The 16,764-nt window shown below is 66.3% G+C and carries 13 protein-coding genes and 1 pseudogene; 10 read left to right on the top strand and 4 right to left on the bottom strand.

Going from position 1 to position 16,764, the window contains the following annotated elements; translation table 11 throughout:
- Positions 1-71: 71 nt before the first annotated feature.
- Together ACOGXD_RS09920 and ACOGXD_RS09915 are read right to left on the bottom strand one after the other, a co-directional pair.
- The gene (locus ACOGXD_RS09920; RefSeq protein ID WP_419914665.1) at positions 72-2,111 is read right to left on the bottom strand and encodes a cytochrome P450; all 2,040 of its coding nucleotides are present in this window, start codon (positions 2,109-2,111) and stop codon (positions 72-74) included.
- Between the two features lie 7 nt (positions 2,112-2,118).
- The gene (locus ACOGXD_RS09915) at positions 2,119-3,231 is read right to left on the bottom strand and encodes an LLM class flavin-dependent oxidoreductase (protein WP_419914663.1); all 1,113 of its coding nucleotides are present in this window, start codon (positions 3,229-3,231) and stop codon (positions 2,119-2,121) included.
- Positions 3,232-3,401: 170 nt separating this feature from the next.
- On the opposite strand from ACOGXD_RS09915, the gene ACOGXD_RS09910 reads away from it, so the two are divergent.
- The 9 genes and pseudogenes from ACOGXD_RS09910 to ACOGXD_RS09870 all read left to right on the top strand — a co-directional run bounded on the left by ACOGXD_RS09910 (position 3,402) and on the right by ACOGXD_RS09870 (position 14,254).
- Complete coding sequence (locus ACOGXD_RS09910) at positions 3,402-5,192, top strand: ABC transporter substrate-binding protein (protein WP_419914661.1); 1,791 nt, start codon at positions 3,402-3,404, stop codon at positions 5,190-5,192.
- A gap of 67 nt (positions 5,193-5,259) precedes the next feature.
- On the top strand, positions 5,260-6,243 hold the full coding sequence (locus ACOGXD_RS09905; RefSeq protein WP_419854245.1) for an ABC transporter permease: 984 nt from the start codon (positions 5,260-5,262) through the stop codon (positions 6,241-6,243).
- On the top strand, positions 6,236-7,165 hold the full coding sequence (locus ACOGXD_RS09900) for an ABC transporter permease (protein ID WP_419914658.1): 930 nt from the start codon (positions 6,236-6,238) through the stop codon (positions 7,163-7,165). Before ACOGXD_RS09905 ends, ACOGXD_RS09900 begins: the two co-directional genes overlap by 8 nt.
- Before the next feature lie 3 nt (positions 7,166-7,168).
- Positions 7,169-9,033: pseudogene (locus tag ACOGXD_RS09895) on the top strand (dipeptide ABC transporter ATP-binding protein).
- Complete coding sequence (locus ACOGXD_RS09890) at positions 9,033-10,733, top strand: amidohydrolase (RefSeq protein ID WP_419914656.1); 1,701 nt, start codon at positions 9,033-9,035, stop codon at positions 10,731-10,733. Before ACOGXD_RS09895 ends, ACOGXD_RS09890 begins: the two are co-directional and overlap by 1 nt.
- Before the next feature lie 69 nt (positions 10,734-10,802).
- Entirely contained in the window at positions 10,803-11,798 is a 996-nt protein-coding gene (locus ACOGXD_RS09885) for a CobW family GTP-binding protein (protein WP_419914654.1), read from the top strand.
- Positions 11,799-11,901: 103 nt separating this feature from the next.
- Positions 11,902-13,233: an amidohydrolase family protein gene (locus tag ACOGXD_RS09880; RefSeq protein WP_419914652.1), complete on the top strand. Its 1,332-nt coding sequence runs from the start codon at positions 11,902-11,904 to the stop codon at positions 13,231-13,233.
- 37 nt (positions 13,234-13,270) lie between these two features.
- Complete coding sequence (locus ACOGXD_RS09875; protein WP_419914650.1) at positions 13,271-13,885, top strand: RDD family protein; 615 nt, start codon at positions 13,271-13,273, stop codon at positions 13,883-13,885.
- Positions 13,886-14,014: 129 nt separating this feature from the next.
- Positions 14,015-14,254: a hypothetical protein gene (locus ACOGXD_RS09870; RefSeq protein ID WP_419914648.1), complete on the top strand. Its 240-nt coding sequence runs from the start codon at positions 14,015-14,017 to the stop codon at positions 14,252-14,254.
- On the opposite strand, the gene ACOGXD_RS09865 is transcribed toward ACOGXD_RS09870, so the two are convergent.
- On the bottom strand, positions 14,251-14,379 hold the full coding sequence (locus ACOGXD_RS09865; RefSeq protein WP_419917433.1) for a hypothetical protein: 129 nt from the start codon (positions 14,377-14,379) through the stop codon (positions 14,251-14,253). The two genes, ACOGXD_RS09870 and ACOGXD_RS09865, sit on opposite strands and share 4 nt — an antisense overlap.
- Before the next feature lie 575 nt (positions 14,380-14,954).
- Here ACOGXD_RS09865 and ACOGXD_RS09860 point away from each other — a divergent pair.
- Positions 14,955-15,359 (top strand): hypothetical protein, encoded by a 405-nt coding sequence (locus ACOGXD_RS09860; protein WP_419914646.1) that lies wholly within the window; start codon positions 14,955-14,957, stop codon positions 15,357-15,359.
- A gap of 107 nt (positions 15,360-15,466) precedes the next feature.
- Here the strand turns inward: ACOGXD_RS09860 and ACOGXD_RS09855 are convergent, their stop codons facing one another.
- Complete coding sequence (locus ACOGXD_RS09855; RefSeq protein WP_419914644.1) at positions 15,467-16,552, bottom strand: IS5 family transposase; 1,086 nt, start codon at positions 16,550-16,552, stop codon at positions 15,467-15,469.
- Positions 16,553-16,764 lie beyond the last annotated feature (212 nt).

Here is a 16,764-nt window from a genome sequence, read left to right as displayed (position 1 = left end):
GATCATACGATCGTCGGCCGCCAAGAGCTGATCAGCCCTGCACAGCGCGGATCGCTCTGGCCGCAAGGTACTCAGGCAGGTTCTGGCTGGATTTCGAGCCGCTTGAGGCCTCTCAGCAAGAAGCTGGGGTGATACTCAAAATCGTTCGAGGCGGACAGCGTGACGGAGCGCAGCCGCTGCGACAGCTCTTCGGCCGCGACACGCCCTTCCAGCCGTGCAAGTGCCGCTCCCAGACAGAAGTGGATGCCCCGGCCGAACGCGAGGTGATTCGACACGCCGTTGCGCATCGGGCAGAACGAGTCTGAGTCCTCGAAGACCGACCGGTCCCGGTTGGCCGAGCTGAACATCACCACCACGTGAGCACCGGCGGGGAGGTCAACGCCGGCGAGCCGCGCGTCTTTCTTCACCACGCGGAACATCCCCTGCGTCGGCGTCGACAGGCGAAGGGTTTCCTCCACAAATGCCGAGGCTCGCGACGGATCCGATCTCAGCGCCTCCCACTCGGCGGGGTGCTCGGCCAGCAGCCGCAGCATCTCGGTGAGCATCTTGGTTGTGGTCTCGTTGCCGGCCACCAGCAGCTGCTGGATGATGCTGAGCATCTCCGCAATCGTGAGCGGCGCGGTCGACACCGCTTCACCGACGTCATCGCCCTCGCGGTCGATGCGGGCGTTCAGCAGGTTCGTCAGCAGATCGTCCTGCGGTTCGGTACGCCGACGCTCGAGCTGTTCGGCGAAGTACTTCTGGAATTCGATCACCTCGCGCTCGGCTTCAAGACGTTCCTCGACGGAAATATTGGTGCCGATGCCGGCAATGGAGGCGTCGCTCCAGCGCTTGAAGTCGGCAAGCCGATCCTCGGGGACGTTGAGCGCCCGGGCGATGACCGCCACCGGGAGCGGCACCGCGAACGCCTCGACGAAATCCACCGAATCGCCGGCAGCGGCAGCGAGCATCTCGTCGATCAGGGCGGCGGCAATCTCGCGCACGGCGGGTTCGAGATCGTTGACGACCTTGGGAGTGAACGCCTTGCTGACGAGACGGCGGAATCGGGTGTGCTCAGGAGGATCCGCCGTGAGCATCGTGCCTACGCGGTCGTAACCGCCCTCGGCCTCATAGAGCTCCTTGGTGCGCCGAGCCAGCTCAGCGTTGCCGCGGCCGCCGACATCAAAACGAGAGGAGAACGTCCCAGGATCCCGCACTACCTCCAGCACGTCGTCGTACCTGGTGACCAGATGCAGCGCGGCACCGCCAGCCGCCGCCTCGAACACCGGTGACGATTCGCGCATCTTGGCGTAGTAGGCGTGCGGGCACTGCTGAACCGCCGGGTCGAACAGTCCGAAGTCGCTCAGGTCGACCTCGTGCGAGCCGGCGAAGAAGCGCAGCATCCAGCCGGCGACGAGTTCCTGGTTGCAGGGCGCTGCCAGGCTGGCTTTGGCTTCGGCAACGGCATCGGCGCCCAGCAGCTCTGTGCGGCTCTCGTACAGCGGGCCGACAAACTCGGGCTGGAACTCTGGGTGGCCCTGCAGCCCGACGAGGTGCTCCCCCACCGCCAGCATTGCGATCGGGCACCGATCGGCGCCCGCCAGCGCCACGCCGCCCGGGGGCAGCGCCAGCACTTGGTCCTGATGGCTGTGGATGAGGCGGATCTCATCGGTGGGTGGGTCCATCCACGGGCGACGCTCGTGGATCTTCCAGGCGTTCGCGCCCACGGTCCAGCCGTGCGAGGCCCGCTGCACAGTGCCGCCCAGCGCATGGGCGATCATCTGGTGCCCGAAGCAGACGCCGAACATCTTGCGGCCCTCAGCGTGCAGCTGCCGCACAAAATCGGCGAACCGGCTGATCCACGGCACATCGTCGTAGACCGAAGCGCGCGTTCCCGTGGTCATCCAGCCGTCATAGGCATCGAGGTCGTCAGGCCATTCGTCATCGGGGAGGCTGAACGTGTCCATCTGCACGCTGGGATCGACCCGGGCGATCACGTCGGCGAACATGTCCGAATAGGTGCCGCAGATCGATCTCAGCTCGGGGATCGGATCGTCGCAGCGCAGCAGGCCCAGGCGCAGCGGACGGTGCTCGCCGGACGCGCCGGTCTCTCCTCGCGGGTTCTCTGGCATCTGCAGCTCAGCGGAACGACGAGACCAGGGCGCTGTCGGAGCCCTCTGCGAGCGGTTCGAGCAGCCCCCGGTCACGCAGCATCGGCATGACGCCCTCGCCGAACCAGTACGCCTCTTCGAGGTGCGGGTAGCCCGACAGGATGAACTCGTCGAAGCCCAGCGCGTGGTATTCGGCAATGCGGTCCGCCACCTCGCTGTAGCTGCCGACCAGCGCCGTTCCGGCGCCGCCGCGGACGAGTCCGATGCCCGACCACACATTGGGGTGGATCTCCAGCCGCCCGGTGCCCTCGGCGTGCAGCTGGGCCATGCGGCGCTGGCCCTCCGACATCGTGGTGGCGAAGTCGGCCTGGGCAGCGGCGATGGCCTCGGGACTCATGTGCGCCAGCATGTCGTCGGCCACGGCCCAGGCGTCGGCCGCATCGGGCCGGGTGATGACGTGGAAGCGGATGCCGTAGCGCAGCGTGCGATCGTGCTCAGCGGCGCGGGCACGCATCCGGTCCAGCCGCTCGGTCACCATGTCGGGAGGCTCGCCCCACGCCAGGTAGACGTCGACGTGCTCGGCTGCGATCTGCTCAGCAGCAGGCGACGCCCCGCCGAAGTAGATCGCCGGGAGCGGATCGGGCGCCTCGCGGGTGGTGGCGGCGGCGACCTTGTAGAAGTCGCCTTCGAAATCGAACGGCTCGCCCGACCACGCCTCCCGCACGATGCGCAGGAACTCGCCGGTCCGCGCATAGCGGGTGTCTTTGTCGAGCCAGTCGCCGAAGCGGTTCAGCTCACGCGGCTCCGCACCGGTGACGATGTTGATGAGCAGCCGCCCGCCCGACAGCCGCTGGTAGGTCGAGGCCATCTGTGCCGCCAGCGTGGGCGACAGGAAGCCTGGCCGGAAGGCCACGAGGAACTTGACGCGCTTGGTCAGCGGGGCCAGCGCAATCGTGGAGAGCCAGGCGTCCTCGCACATCGTGCCGCACGGCGTGAGCATCCCCTCATAGCCGAGTTGATCGCAGGCGGTCGCGATCTGGGCGAGATAATCCATCGACGGCGCCCGCCAGTGCGCTCCCGGCTCGTCGGGCAGCACATCACGGGAGTCGCCGCCCGTTGGCAAGAACCAATGGACCTTCATTGGCCGACCACCTTGCTGAGTGCGCGGTGCCGCACGCCGAGCGTCGCGCGTGCCGCTGTCGATGGCAACGACATCGTCGGTTACGGTAGCGCAGGCTCTGCCAGGGCCTAGCCAAGAATTGCGCCCGTTGTCGTGTGACCGTGGGTGCCTCCAGGGAGGGAGACGTCCTCATGAGGACCACGACAACGCGTGGCAGGCAGCGGAGCTTCGGCCGGCTGCTGATCACGCTGCTTGCGGTGTTCGCACTGATCGCTGCGGCGTGCAGCAGTGACGACGACGGTGATGACGCCGCGCCGGCCACCACCGCCGCTGCGGACTCGGGCGGCGATGCCGGCGATGACATGGCCGATGACGGCGACATGGCTGACGACGACATGGCCGACGGCGACATGGCTGACGACGACATGGCCGACGACAGCGGCGACATGGATGACGACATGGCCGATGACATGGCCGCTGCTGCGTGCAACCACGGGCAGAACGTGGGCGGGACGCTCATCATCGGCAGCACGCAGGTGCCGCGGCACCTGAACGGCACCGTGCAGTCGGGCTACGCCACCGCCGTGCCCGGCACGCAGCTCAACGCCAGCCCACTGCTGTACGACGCCGAGTACAACCCCATGCCGTACCTGGCCGAGAGCTGGGAAGTGGCCGACGATGGCCTCTCGGTGACGCTGCATCTGGTCGAAGACGCGGTGTTCCACGACGGCATGCCCATTACATCCGCCGACGTGGCGTTCTCAATCCAGACCGTGCAGGCACATCACCCGTTCAAGACGATGTACGCACCGGTGACCACCGTGGACACGCCCGACGAGCACACCGCGGTGATCAACCTGAGCCAGCCGCACCCTGCGATTCTGCTGGCGATGTCGCCCGGTCTGCTGCCGATCATCCCCAAGCACGTCTTCGATGACGGCCAGGAGATGCCGACCCACCCGCGCAACAGCGAGGACTTCGTGGGCTCGGGCCCGTTCCGGCTGACCGAGTACGAGCCGGGCACGATCATCCGGATGGAGCGCTTCGACGACTTCTTCATCGAGGGCACGCCATGCCTGGACGAGATCGTGATGGAGATCACACCTGAGAGCACAGCCATCGTGCTCGGGCTCGAGAACGGCACAACCCACCTGTCGTCGACGCTGGGCCCGTCAGCGAACGTGCTGCGTCTGATGGACAACCCCGACGTCGAAGTGAGTGCCAAGGGCCACGAAGCCATCGGGCAGATCAACTGGATGGAAATGAACGTGAACGACCCGGCGCTGTCGGACAAGCGGGTGCGGCAGGCGATCGCGTACGCGATCGATCGCGACTTCCTCTCCGAGGTCATCGACCAAGGGATCACGTTCCCGGTGCCAACCGGCATTGCGGCCGCCAGCCCGTTCCACAACCCGAACGTGAATCACTACGAGAAGGACATCGATCGGGCGAAGGCGTTGTTGGCTGAAGCTGGCTACGGCCCAGGAGAACTGCAGCTCTCCATCGACTACATCCCGCCGGCATTCGTGGTGCAAGCCGAGTATGTGCAGCAGCAACTGGAGGAAGCCGGCATCGAGGTTGAACTGAGCGTGTCACCCGACTTCCCGACCTGGGCGCAACGAGTCGCCGCCGGGGAGTACCAGATGACGATCAACCAGGTCTGGAACTGGGGCGATCCGGTCATCGGCGTGCACCGCACCTACCTGTGCGACAACCGGGTGGGCGTGATCTGGACGAACAACACGGGCTACTGCAACCCCGATGTCGACGCGCTGCTCAACGCGGCCGGCCAGGAGTTCGACATTGACAAGCGTGCCGAGTTGTATGCCGAGTTCCAGGAGATCGTGGCCGAAGACATGCCGATCTTCTTCCTGAACACGCCCTCGTTCTGGCAGGCCTACAACCCGGCGGTCATGAACCCGCCGACCAACAACATCTGGGGGCAGATGTCGCCCATGCACGAGGTCTGGCTGGACGAGTAGCGCCAACTGAGCACCATTCCGGCAACACCGAGGTGACCGCCGGAATCTCGCTCAACAAGGACGGAGCATGCTGAGGTCCATCGCTGCCAGGATCGCCCAAGCACTCGGGCTGATCCTGGCAGTGATGTGCCTCAACTTCTTGCTGATCCACATCACGCCGGGCGATCCCGCCACCGTCATCGTGGGCGAGAGCGGGGCCGGCGATCCTGAGCTGCTGGAGGAGATCCGCGCGCAATACGGACTCGACCGCCCGGTCATCGTGCAGCTCGCGTCGTATGTCGGCCGGGTCGCCACCGGCGATCTGGGCGATTCGTACTTCTTCAACCAGTCGGTGACGTCGCTGATCCTCCAACGCCTGTGGCCCACCGTGCTGCTAGTGGGAACCGCGCTGGCGTTTGCCGTGGCGGCTGGGACGATGGTGGGCGTCGCCACCGCGCGCCGTCCCGAGAGCCCGCTCAGCCATGGAGCGACCGTGCTGGCGCTGGTGGGCTTCTCGATGCCGGTCTTCTGGACCGGGATCATGCTGGTGATCCTGTTCGCCTCCGCCTGGAAGCTGCTGCCGGTGCAGGGTTGGCACGACGTGAACTACGGCGAGGGCCTGCTCGCGAATGTGCTCGACGTGGGCGAGCACCTGGTGCTGCCCGCGCTCACGCTCGGCCTCATCTACCTGGCGCAGTACAGCCGGCTGTCTCGGGCGTCGATGCTAGAAGTGCTCGAGTCGGACTATGTGCGCACGGCGCGGGCCAAGGGCCTGAACGAGCGCCGCGTCGTATACAAGCACGCGCTGCGCAACGCCGTCATCCCCGTGGTGACCGTGGTGGGTCTGCAGTTCGGCGCGCTGCTGTCTGGGGCGCTGCTCGTCGAGACCGTATTCAACTGGCCCGGGCTCGGCCGATTGGCGTTCGACTCGATTCTCCGCCGGGACACCTCGGTGCTGCTCGGCGTGCTGATGGTGTCGTCGGTGATGGTGATCGTGGCCAACCTGCTCACCGATCTGCTGTACACGATCATCGACCCGCGCATCCGGCTGCGGGAGCGTTCCAATGTCTGACGCGATGGGACGTGGCGAGGTGGCCGCCGCCGATCTGCCCGTCGCACCCGGCCTGGGCGCCGGCGGCGAAGGCGGATCGGGTCGCCCAGGTCGCGAAACACTGCGGTTGTTCGTGCGCAACAAGGCGGCAGTGGCCGGTGTGGTGATGCTCATCGGGATCGTCTTCATGACGGTCGCCGGGCCGCGGATCTACGACAACGATCCCAAGGACATCGTGGCGATCCCGCTGACTGGTCCCGGAGAGCTGGCCGAGGCCCGCTTGGGCACCGACTATTTGGGACGTGACGTGCTGGCCGGGGTGATCGGGGGCGGCACGACCAGCATGACGGTGGCCGCCATGGCGGCTGCGATGGTGCTGGTGATCGGCATCAGCATCGGCGCGCTCGCCGGCTATTACGGCGGCTGGCTCGACAGCGCCCTCATGCGCTTCACCGAGTTCTTCCAGGTGCTGCCTGCGCTGCTGTTCGCGATGGTGCTCGTGGCGCTGTTCGAGCCGTCGATGTGGACGATCTCGTTCGCCATCGGCGTAGTGGCGTGGCCGGGGATCGCTCGCATCACTCGTGCGGAGTTCCTGAGACTGAAGAACCTGGAATTCGTGCGGGCAGCCCGAGCGGTGGGAGCGACGGACTGGCGCATCATTCGCAAGGTGGTGTTCCCCAATGCGCTGCCGCCGCTCATCGTGTCGGCCACGCTCATCATGGGTACGGCAATCCTGTTCGAGGCGGGGCTGGCGTTCCTGGGCCTCGGTGATCCCAACACCACGAGCTGGGGCTTGATGATCGGGCTGAACCGAGGGAACTTCCTGACGGCGTGGTGGTCGGTGACCTTCCCCGGCCTGGCGATCTTCTTCACCGTGCTGAGCTTCAGCCTCATCGGCGACGGGCTGCAGGATGCCTACAACCCCAAGCTGCGGGGACGCTGAGCGATGAGCGCTCTGACGAACGGCGACGGCGCCCCAGGAGATTCGCCACGGCTGCGGGTTCGGGGCCTCACCGTCGGCTTCGACGAGTTCATCGCCGTGAACGACGTGTCGTTCGACCTGCACGACGGCGGGACGCTTGCGGTGGTCGGCGAGTCGGGCTCGGGCAAGTCGGTCACGGCGCTCTCGATCATGCGCCTCATCGAGATCGGCACCCGGGCGGAGATCCGCAGCGGCGAGGTGCTGTTCCGCCACGACGACGGCAGCGTCGAGGACTTGCTGCAGCTGCCCGAACCGCAGATGCGGTCGATCCGGGGCGACCGCATCTCGATGATCTTCCAGGAACCGCTGACCAGCCTCAACCCCGTCTATACGGTCGGCAGCCAGATCGGCGAGGCGCTGCGGCTCCACCGTGGCATGAACCGCGGCGAGGCTCGCGAGCGCACGTTGGAGATGCTGAACAGGGTGCGCATTCCCGACGCTGCGCGCCGGATCGACCAGTACCCCCACGAGATGTCGGGCGGGATGCGCCAGCGGGTCATGATCGCCATGGCGCTTGCCTGCGACCCGGCGATCCTGATCGCGGACGAGCCCACCACCGCGCTCGACGTGACGATCCAAGCGCAGATCCTCGCCCTGATCGCCGAGATGCAGCGCGAGACCGGCGCAGCCGTGCTGATCATCACCCACGACATGGGCGTGGTGGCCGAGATCGCCGACGAGGTGGTGGTGATGCAGCAGTCGCGATTGGTGGAGCGCGGCCATGTCTCGGACATCTTCGATCGGCCCAGCGAGCCCTACACGCAGTCGCTGCTGGCTGCTGTGCCGCGGCTGGGGTCGATGGCCGGCGTCGAGGCCCCGCAGCGCTTCGACCTGATCGATCCCGATGCGCTGGCGGCTGCTGCGGCCGCCGGGGCCGACAGCGACGGGGGCTCGGACTCGTGACGCGGCACGATCCCCCTGAGGCTGAGCCGATCGTCGAGGTCGAGGCGCTCACCAAACACTTCCCCGCCACCCATGGCGCCCGCGTGCACGCTGTGGAGCAGGTCAGCCTGCACATCGATCGCGGCGAGACGCTGGCGGTGGTCGGCGAGAGCGGCTGCGGCAAGTCGACGCTGGCATACCTGATCATCCGCCTGCTGAATCCGACCAGCGGCACCATCCGGCTCGATGGTGCCGACATCACGAACTTGGGCCCCCGGGCGTTGCGGCCCCACCGGCGCAAGGCGCAGATCGTCTTCCAGGACCCCTTCGCCAGCCTGGATCCCCGTCGCACGGTGGGCAAGGCGATCGCTGAGCCGCTCGAGATCCATCGTGCGGTGCCCAAGCGTGAGATCGATGATGTGGTCGCCGATCTCCTGCGACGGGTCGGCATGTCGCCCGACGACATGCGGCAGTACCCGCACCAATTCTCCGGAGGTCAGCGGCAGCGCATCTGCATCGCCCGGGCGCTGACGCTGCGGCCTGAGCTGGTGATCGCCGATGAGGCAGTGTCTGCACTGGACGTCTCGATCCAGGCGCAGGTCATCAATCTCATGATGGACCTGCAGGACGAGATGGGCCTGTCGTACCTGTTCATCAGCCACGACCTCGCCGTTGTGGAGCGGATCGCTCACCGGGTCGGCGTGATGTACCTCGGCCAGATCGTGGAGCTGGGTCCGCGCCGAGCCATCTTCGAGAACCCCATGCACGATTACACCAAGCGGTTGCTCGACGCGGTGCCGATCGCCGATCCGGCTCGTCGTCGGACCGACCGCTCGGTGCAGACCGACGAGGTGCCCAGCCCGGTCTTCGAGGCCGGCACCGCCCCCGAGCCCGTGACACTGGTCGAAGTGGAACCGGGACACCTCGTAGCACAGGAGCAGGACTGATGGAATCGCACGCGCCGGCCAGCACCGAGAACGAGCCGTTCGTGATCTACCCGGCTCGCCGGGTCATCACCATCAATCCCGCTTTCCCCTTCGGTGAAGCCGTGGCAGTGGCCGGCGACCGCATTCTGGGCGTCGGCAGCACCGACGAGCTGGCGTCGTGGGGCGAACACCGCATCGACGATTGCTTTGCCGAGCACGTGATCATGCCCGGATTCATCGAAGCCCACTGCCACGTGATGTCAGGCGGCCTGTGGAACTCCACCTACGTCGGCTACTTCGACCGGCGCGACCCCCAGGGACAGCTGTGGCCGGGCTGCACCTCGATCGACGATGTGCTCGAACGGCTGGGCAAGGCTGCGGCAGATCTGACCGACGATTCCCAGACGCTGCTGGCGTGGGGCCTCGACCCCATCTACTTCCCGGGCGAGCGGCTCGTGGCGCGCCACCTCGACACCGTGACCGGCGACCGGCCGACGCTGATACTGCATGCCAGCGGGCATCTCGCCACGATCAACTCGGCGCTCATGGACCGATGTGGGATCGACGAGACGGCGACCAGCCCTGGGGTTGCCCGGGGCGGCGACGGACTGCCGAACGGCGAGCTGCATGAGCCCGCCGGGATGATGCTGGCCGGCGAAGCGTTCGCCGACATGATGCAGGCCAACCGCAGCGAGCAGGCCCGCTGGCGCTACGCCAACGAGGCACGCAATGCCGGGCACACGCTGCTGACCGACTTGGGCACCACGCAGCTCTGGGACCCTGACCAGCTCGGCAACTGGAAGAAGGTCACCAGCGAACCCGCATATCCGGCGCGAATCATGGTGGCGATGTCGAACCTGTTCGGGGCCACAGCCGACCCGGCGGAACTGGCCGACCTGTGCGTGAAGCTGAAGAGCGAGCAGACCGACAAGCTGCGCTTCGGCATCGTCAAGCTGATCCTGGACGGCTCGATCCAGGGCTTCACGGCCCGCATCAGCTGGCCCCACTACTACAAGCCGCCGCCAGGACACATCGGCAACGGCATGTGGCTGACGGCGCCCGACCAGATGGCCGACCTGGTGGAGCCGTACCACCGGGCCGGCTTGACCGTGCACTGTCACTGCAACGGGGACGAGGCCACCGAGGCGTTCGTCGAAGCCGTCGAGCAGGTGCTGGAGCGCTACCCCCGCTGGGATCACCGCCACACGGTGCAGCACTGCCAGCTCACCACGCCCGACCAGTACCGCCGCATGGCAGCGCTCGGCATGTGCGCCAACATCTTCTCGAACCACATCTACTACTGGGGCGACCAGCACCGGGACGTGACCGTGGGGCCCGAGCGTGCGGCGAGGATGGATGCCTGCGGCACCGCACTGGCCAGCGGCGTCAGCTTCTCGATCCACTCGGATTCGCCCATCACGCCGCTGGGCCATCTGCACACTGCGTGGTGCGCGGTGAACCGGGTGACGGCGTCGGGCCAAGTGCTGGGACCAGACGAGCGAATCGGCGTGCCAGACGCGCTGAGGGCCATCACCATCGAGGCCGCCCGGCAGATCAAGATGGACGCCGAGATCGGCAGCATCGAGGCCGGCAAGCTGGCTGACTTCGCCGTCCTGGAGGACGACCCGCTCACCGTCGACCCGATGGCGCTGCGCGACATCGGGGTGTGGGGCACCGTGCTGGGCGGCGTGCTGCAGCCTGCCCAGATCAGCGACGCGTAGGGGTCGCTCCGGCGGAGGGAACGTGCCGTCGCGCCAGAGTGTCGCAGACAGGGGCAAGATGGGCGGGAGATGAACGCGCACACGATTGCGGTCACCGTTGTCGGCGGGTATCTCGGCGCTGGCAAGACGACGCTGGTCAACCATGTACTGCGCTCGACCGACGAGCGCATCGCGGTGATCGTCAACGACTTCGGTGAGATCTCCATCGACGAAGACCTGATCGTGGCCGCCGACAGCGACAAGCTGACATTGGCCAACGGCTGCATCTGCTGCACACTCGCCGACGGATTCGCCGCCGCACTCATGCAGATCCGCTCAGCGGGCACGCTCCCACAACGCCTGCTCATCGAGGCCAGCGGTGTCGCCGACCCGACCCAGATCGCGGCCTATGGCTACACGCCCGGGCTGCGACTGGACGCCGTGGTGGTGATGGCAGATGCCGAGCAGGTTCGCCGCCAAGCCAACGACCGCTGGGTCGCTGACACCGTGCGGATGCAGCTCGCGGCTGCAGACCTGCTGGTGGTCAACAAGATCGACTTGCTGGACGATGCCGGAAAGGCCGACGACCTGTGCCACTGGCTGGCAGGGCTCGCGGCCGGCGCCACTGTTGTGCGGGCGAGTCGAGCCTCCGTGCCCATCGATGTGCTGCTCGGCCCCCGATCGGCCAATGACGCGGCCGACATCCGTGAACGGTCGGCGCCCGAGGCGGCCGCTGCTTCCAGATGGCACGTCGTGGAGGAGCTCTTCGAATCGCAGACCGTCGTGCTCGACGCACCAGTTCCCATGCCTGTCGTCGAGGCATTGCTCGCCGATCTGCCCGAAGGCGTCGCCCGGCTCAAGGGCTTGCTGCAAGCAGTGCCACCCGCGAGCACCGAGGACGCGGGCGAAACAGAGGCCGCCGACGCAACCGCCTACCTGGTCGAAGCCGTCGGCAGACGCACCTCGATGACCCCCCACGCCACGGACCCCACCCAGCCACCACCCCGCTGGGCCATCAGCCTCATCGCCCACAAGGGCTCGGTCCCCCCCGATTGGCTCGCCGAGCGACTGCACGAGCGCAGGTGAGTCTCCGCCCCGGGTGATCGGGGGCGGTTGCGTGCCAGACTCATCGGGGGGCTGCCGACTGCGCCGAAGCCCCGAACCTGAGTTCTGAGCCTGGAGTGCCGACGTGGCGATCACCATTCCTGAACCTGATGTCAACAACGTGTGGCGACTGGAGACGCCGGGCAATGAGGGGTGGCTGCGCTCGGCTCGGCCCGATTCCGACGACAAGTTCTTCATGTGCTCAGCGGACGGTCATGTGCAGGAGCCGAACACGTTTCTCTATGACCGCATCGACCCCGCGTACCACCACCGGCTGCCGACCATTGCCGTCACCAAGGCGATGGACGTGCACGGCAAGGGCGCCAAGGGCAGCGATGCCAGGGGTGAGGGCGGCGGTGCCACTGGCGAAGCCAGCGGCGGCGCAACCGAGGAGCAGTTCTTCCAGAAGGCCGAGGGATTCCGCCCGGCCAAGCTCAACTGGACCAAGCCCTTCGAAGGCCACGAGAAGCTGCGCAACCAGTCCGGGCGCAGCCCCGAGGCCCGGCTGGCTGACCTGGCGCTGGACGGCTGCGACGCCGAGGTCCTGTTTCCGAACAAGGGCTTGAGCATTTGGGCCACACCCGATGCCGATTTCAGCCACGCCATGTGCCGGGCCTACAACGAATGGGCCTGGGAGGAATTCGCCGACTACAACGACCGGCTGGCCCCGATGGCTTGCATCGCGCCCGCGGCGCTCGACAAGGCCATCGCGGAGATCCAGCGTTGCGCAGCGCTCGGGTTCAAGGGCTTGAGCCTGCCGGCCAAGCCGGTGTTCGGGCCGCCCGACGTGGACGACCTCAACTACAACCTGCGCGAGATGGAGCCGCTGTGGGACTGCATCGACGAGGTCGAGCTGCCCGTCACGTTCCACGTCTCAACTGGGCGCGACCCACGCACGTCACGCAGCCAGGGCGGCGCCGTCATCAACTACGCCGTGCACTCGCTGGCGCCCACCATGGAGCCGCTGGTCAACATCTGCGCCTCCGGTGTTGCCGAGCGGCACCCGAATCTGCAGTTCGGCTCGATCGAGGCCGGCATCGGCTGGGTGCCGTGGATGCTGACCGCGATGGACGAGGCGTACCTCAAGCACCACATGTGGGTACGGCCCAAGCTCGAGATGCTGCCCAGCGAGTACTTCAAGCGCCAAGGGTTCGCGAGCTTCCAGGAAGATCCCGCGGGGCTGGATCTCGCGCGCGAGCACGAGCTGGTCGACAATTTCCTGTGGGCGAACGACTTCCCGCACCACGAGGGCTCATGGCCCTACTCGGCCCAGGCCATCGAGCGCACGATGAGCCACCTCGACGACGGCGAGCGGGCCAAGATCCTGGGCCTCAACAGCGCCCGCATCTTCGGTTTCGACATCCCCGAGCGCTACCTGCACCATCCCGACGCAGCCGCAGTCGCCGCCCGGCACTGAGCACATCGGCGCTCAGCAGATTCCGGACGGCACGGCAATGACCGATTCCGATGGACCATGGCAACCTGCACGGATCTCGCGCGAGTCGAAGCACAGAAGCGCCCGACTGGGCGACGAGTCGGAGGTGACGCTCGCGTCGAGCGGCGAACGACTCGGGGCTCGCGTCATCGACTTCGGAATCTCCGTCGGCTTCCTGCTGCTCATCGGCGGGCGCTGGCTGTGGTCGCTCGCGATGTGGACTGACGACAATTCGTCCGGGGCGATCCGTGAATGGCGGTTCATCTGGCTACCGGCGTTGCCGTTCGCAGTGGCGGCGTTGTATCGCATCACAGCGACCGCCCTCTGGGGCCAAACTCTGGGAAAGCGCGTGCTGAACATTCGAGTTGTCGACGCAAGCACCGGTCAGCGGCTTCGCTGGCGCCAGTCTGTTGGACGGACTGCCATGACGGCAGTCGGGGGCTTTGTCTCGCTCGCAGGCTTCAGCTTTTGGTTTGTGCTCTCCATCGTCGGCGCGGGCATCGTCGTAGCCGTGTTCTTTCTCTTCGCAGGTCTCGTGGGAGCGAACTTGTGCTACTTGTCGATCACGTGGCATGCCCAGCGGCAGGGCTGGCACGATCGCGCTGCGAGGACTCTGGTCATCAGACTGCCTTGAGGCTCGTGCCAAACTCCGGTGCCGTCGCAGTCGACGCCTGGCACTGAAACCGGCTCGGACGCATCGCCGCAGCTTCTTGACCGTCGGCGAGATGTAGGGTCGATTCCCAGGAGCCCGTCTCATAAGGGAGTGGTGATCGTGCGCAGAGTGATCAAGAAGATCGGCAGCGGACTGCGGAGTTTCGGCCACTTCTTTGCTGCCCTGGCGCACCCGAGCTCGAAGTCGTCGGCCCCGGACCCTCGCAAGGCAGCCGCCAAGAAGATGCGTGAGTCGATTCACGCGAGCCGGGCTGGCAGCACCGCGAACAACTCGGATGCCGAAAGGCTCTACGCCCAGGAACTGGCGAAGGGCTACAAGCAGCAGGGCTAGGCGTTGACGGCGTAGGGCACGGGATCGCCGGCCAGCGCCAGGTTGACCTGTTCGGCGATCTGGGTACCGGCGCGGTCTTGCGCCTCTGAAGTGCCAATCGACTGCGCGGACTGCCATGACGGCATTCGGGGGCCTCGTCTCGCTCGCAGGCTTCAGCTTCTGGTTTGTGCTCTCCGTCGTCGGGGCGGGCATCGGTGTAGCCGTGTTCGTTCTCCTCGCAGGTTTCGTGGGAGCGAATCTGTGCTACTTGTCGATCACGTGGCATGCCCAGCGACAGGGCTGGCACGACCGCGTTGCGAGGACTCTGGTCGTCAGACTGCCTTGAGGCCCACGCTCTGGATACTGGGTGCCATGAACGAGCCCCGTCTCGAGCACGACGTGCGGCGGCGTCCCAACCATCGAGAGCACGACGAGCCATCTCGACGATGGCAAGCGGGCCAAGATCCTGGGCCTCAACGCTGCTCGCCTATTCGGCTTCGACATCCACGAGGGCGATCCGGGACATCCCGGCCTCGCAGCAGTTGCCGCCAGCGCTCAGGCTCACTGCGGAATCCAAGATCGGCGACCGAATTCCATGGGAATGCCGCTTACGTGCGTGTTACCGTGGATAACTTAATTCTGGCAAACCACGCCTATGTAGTTTGCTGGCGTGTGGTCTACCCGCGGTGTGCCCCCTCTGCCGCGCGTGATGAGGAGAACCATGAACACCCCTGCCGTTCAAGATGCCAAGGAGGAGCCAGTAGAGGCCCTCGCCCAGCCGGACGCCGTCCTGCGGGTTCTCGAAGCACTGCAGCAGGGGCACATACCGGCTCCGCACCGGATTCTCCTGGAAGGGTTTGCCTTTCTGGCGAGCCAGCTCGAATTCCGTCAGAAGAACTGTCGTGTCTTCAAGGCCTTCAACAAGGAGCAATGGCAGCTTGAGCTGCACGAATCGCTCAACTATCTCGAGCAAGCGCGACAAGTGAAGCGCGACAAGGGCAAGTACAGCCTGACGCCCTTGGGCACGGCACGACTGGACCCGATCTTGGCGGGCGGCCCCACCCAGAAAGAACTCAGAGAGATACAGCACCTCGCCCAGCGGGTCATCGTCGGCCTTGACCTCTAGCAGGGTGCTGAAATTCGGTGTTGTGGCTGGTTGGGTGTGTGGGGTGGGGCGGGGGCTGCCTGCTGGGGGTTGTGGCGGGTCGTGTCAGCCCGGTGCTGGGGTGTCTGTCAGGCGGTTTGGGTGTCGAGTTTGGCTATGCGGATGAGGTTGTAGGCGGCGGCGCTGATCAGGAAAGCGGCCCGGTTGCGGGCGGTGCCTTTGTGTCTGAGTTTTCGGCCTCCGCCGATGGTCTTGATCCACCCGAAGGGCTCCTCGACGCGTTTTCGTTTCCGCTGGGACGCCGTGTAGCCGGGGTGGCGGGTGGTGCGCCGGTCGATCGCTGAGCGGCGGTTGGTGGTGTTCTGGGCGACGTGGGGCGTGAACCCCGCAGCGCGGGCGTCGGCGACGAAGCCTTTGGTGTCGTAGTTCTTGTCGCCGCCCACGGTGCGCCGCCGTCGCCGCGGCGGACGCCGTTTGAGCATTTTGATGGCGGTGTCGCGTTCCGCGTAGCCGTCGGCGGCTGTGAGCTCGGCGTCGACGATGAGGCCGTTGCGGTTCTCGGTCACGATGTGGCCCATGAAGCACAGCACCGCCGCTGTCCCCGCCGACTTGCGGTACAGGCGAGCCTCGGGATCGGTCGTGGAGGCATGGGTGTCGTTGCGGCGCTTCGTGCCCCGGAAATCGCCCTCGGCGTTGCGGCCCCGCGGCGCGTCGCCCCAGGAGCCGTCTTTGGGCTTGAAGCTCTTGTGCGACGCCCACGCCTCCAAAAGCATGCCGTCCACGCTGAAATGATCGCTCGAGCAATACCGGCGCAGCCTGGCCCGCTCGACCACCGCCGCGAAGAACCGATCAGCGATGTCGTGGCCCAACAGCCGCTCGCGGTTCTTGGAGAACGTCGACGCGTCGAACGCGTCATCGTCGATGCCTAGCCCCAAGAACCACTTGAACAACATGTCATAGCGCAGCCGCTCGCAGAACGCCCGCTCCGAGCGCACCGAGAACAACGCCATCAACACCGACGCCTTCAGCAGCATCTCAGGCGGCACGCTCGGGCGGCCACGGGCCGGATACATGGCGTCCAGCTCTCCGTCGAGACCGGCCAGCACCTCATCAACCGTCGCCCGGATCGACCGGATCGGATGATCCGCCCCGATCAGATCCTCAGTCGACAGAGTCGACAGCATCGCCATCTGAGCATCAACAGTCCCGCGCATCCCCACAGTGTCCCGCGCCCACCCACCCAACGCGAGCACCAAACCGGGCCTTTTTCAGCACCCTGCTAGAGGTGTGCGCCTGAAGCTCCTTTCGGCAGCCGTCTCTCTTCTCTAACGTCTGTCTAACGTCGGTTCAGATCCACGGTCTGTCGTGTGCGCTAGATCCGAAGCGGAGCCGCTGCTCGGGTTGTACATCGGTCACCGGCCAGTTG

This window comes from Candidatus Poriferisodalis sp. (genome assembly GCF_965204125.1).
In the GTDB taxonomy this organism is placed as follows: Bacteria; Actinomycetota; Acidimicrobiia; order Acidimicrobiales; family Poriferisodalaceae; genus Poriferisodalis.
Note: the sequence above shows the minus strand (reverse complement) of the source record. Positions and strands in the feature narration are given on the sequence as shown.

Excerpts from the sequence above, each read along its gene's own strand:
- ACOGXD_RS09920 (WP_419914665.1), bottom strand. The coding sequence starts at position 2,111 with ATGCCAGAGAACCCGCGAGGAGAGACCGGCGCGTCCGGCGAGCACCGT.
- ACOGXD_RS09915 (WP_419914663.1), bottom strand. The coding sequence starts at position 3,231 with ATGAAGGTCCATTGGTTCTTGCCAACGGGCGGCGACTCCCGTGATGTG.
- ACOGXD_RS09910 (WP_419914661.1), top strand. The coding sequence starts at position 3,402 with ATGAGGACCACGACAACGCGTGGCAGGCAGCGGAGCTTCGGCCGGCTG.
- ACOGXD_RS09905 (WP_419854245.1), top strand. The coding sequence starts at position 5,260 with ATGCTGAGGTCCATCGCTGCCAGGATCGCCCAAGCACTCGGGCTGATC.
- ACOGXD_RS09900 (WP_419914658.1), top strand. The coding sequence starts at position 6,236 with ATGTCTGACGCGATGGGACGTGGCGAGGTGGCCGCCGCCGATCTGCCC.
- ACOGXD_RS09890 (WP_419914656.1), top strand. The coding sequence starts at position 9,033 with ATGGAATCGCACGCGCCGGCCAGCACCGAGAACGAGCCGTTCGTGATC.
- ACOGXD_RS09885 (WP_419914654.1), top strand. The coding sequence starts at position 10,803 with ATGAACGCGCACACGATTGCGGTCACCGTTGTCGGCGGGTATCTCGGC.
- ACOGXD_RS09875 (WP_419914650.1), top strand. The coding sequence starts at position 13,271 with ATGACCGATTCCGATGGACCATGGCAACCTGCACGGATCTCGCGCGAG.
- ACOGXD_RS09865 (WP_419917433.1), bottom strand. The coding sequence starts at position 14,379 with ATGCCGTCATGGCAGTCCGCGCAGTCGATTGGCACTTCAGAGGCGCAA.
- ACOGXD_RS09860 (WP_419914646.1), top strand. The coding sequence starts at position 14,955 with ATGAACACCCCTGCCGTTCAAGATGCCAAGGAGGAGCCAGTAGAGGCC.
- ACOGXD_RS09855 (WP_419914644.1), bottom strand. The coding sequence starts at position 16,552 with ATGCGCGGGACTGTTGATGCTCAGATGGCGATGCTGTCGACTCTGTCG.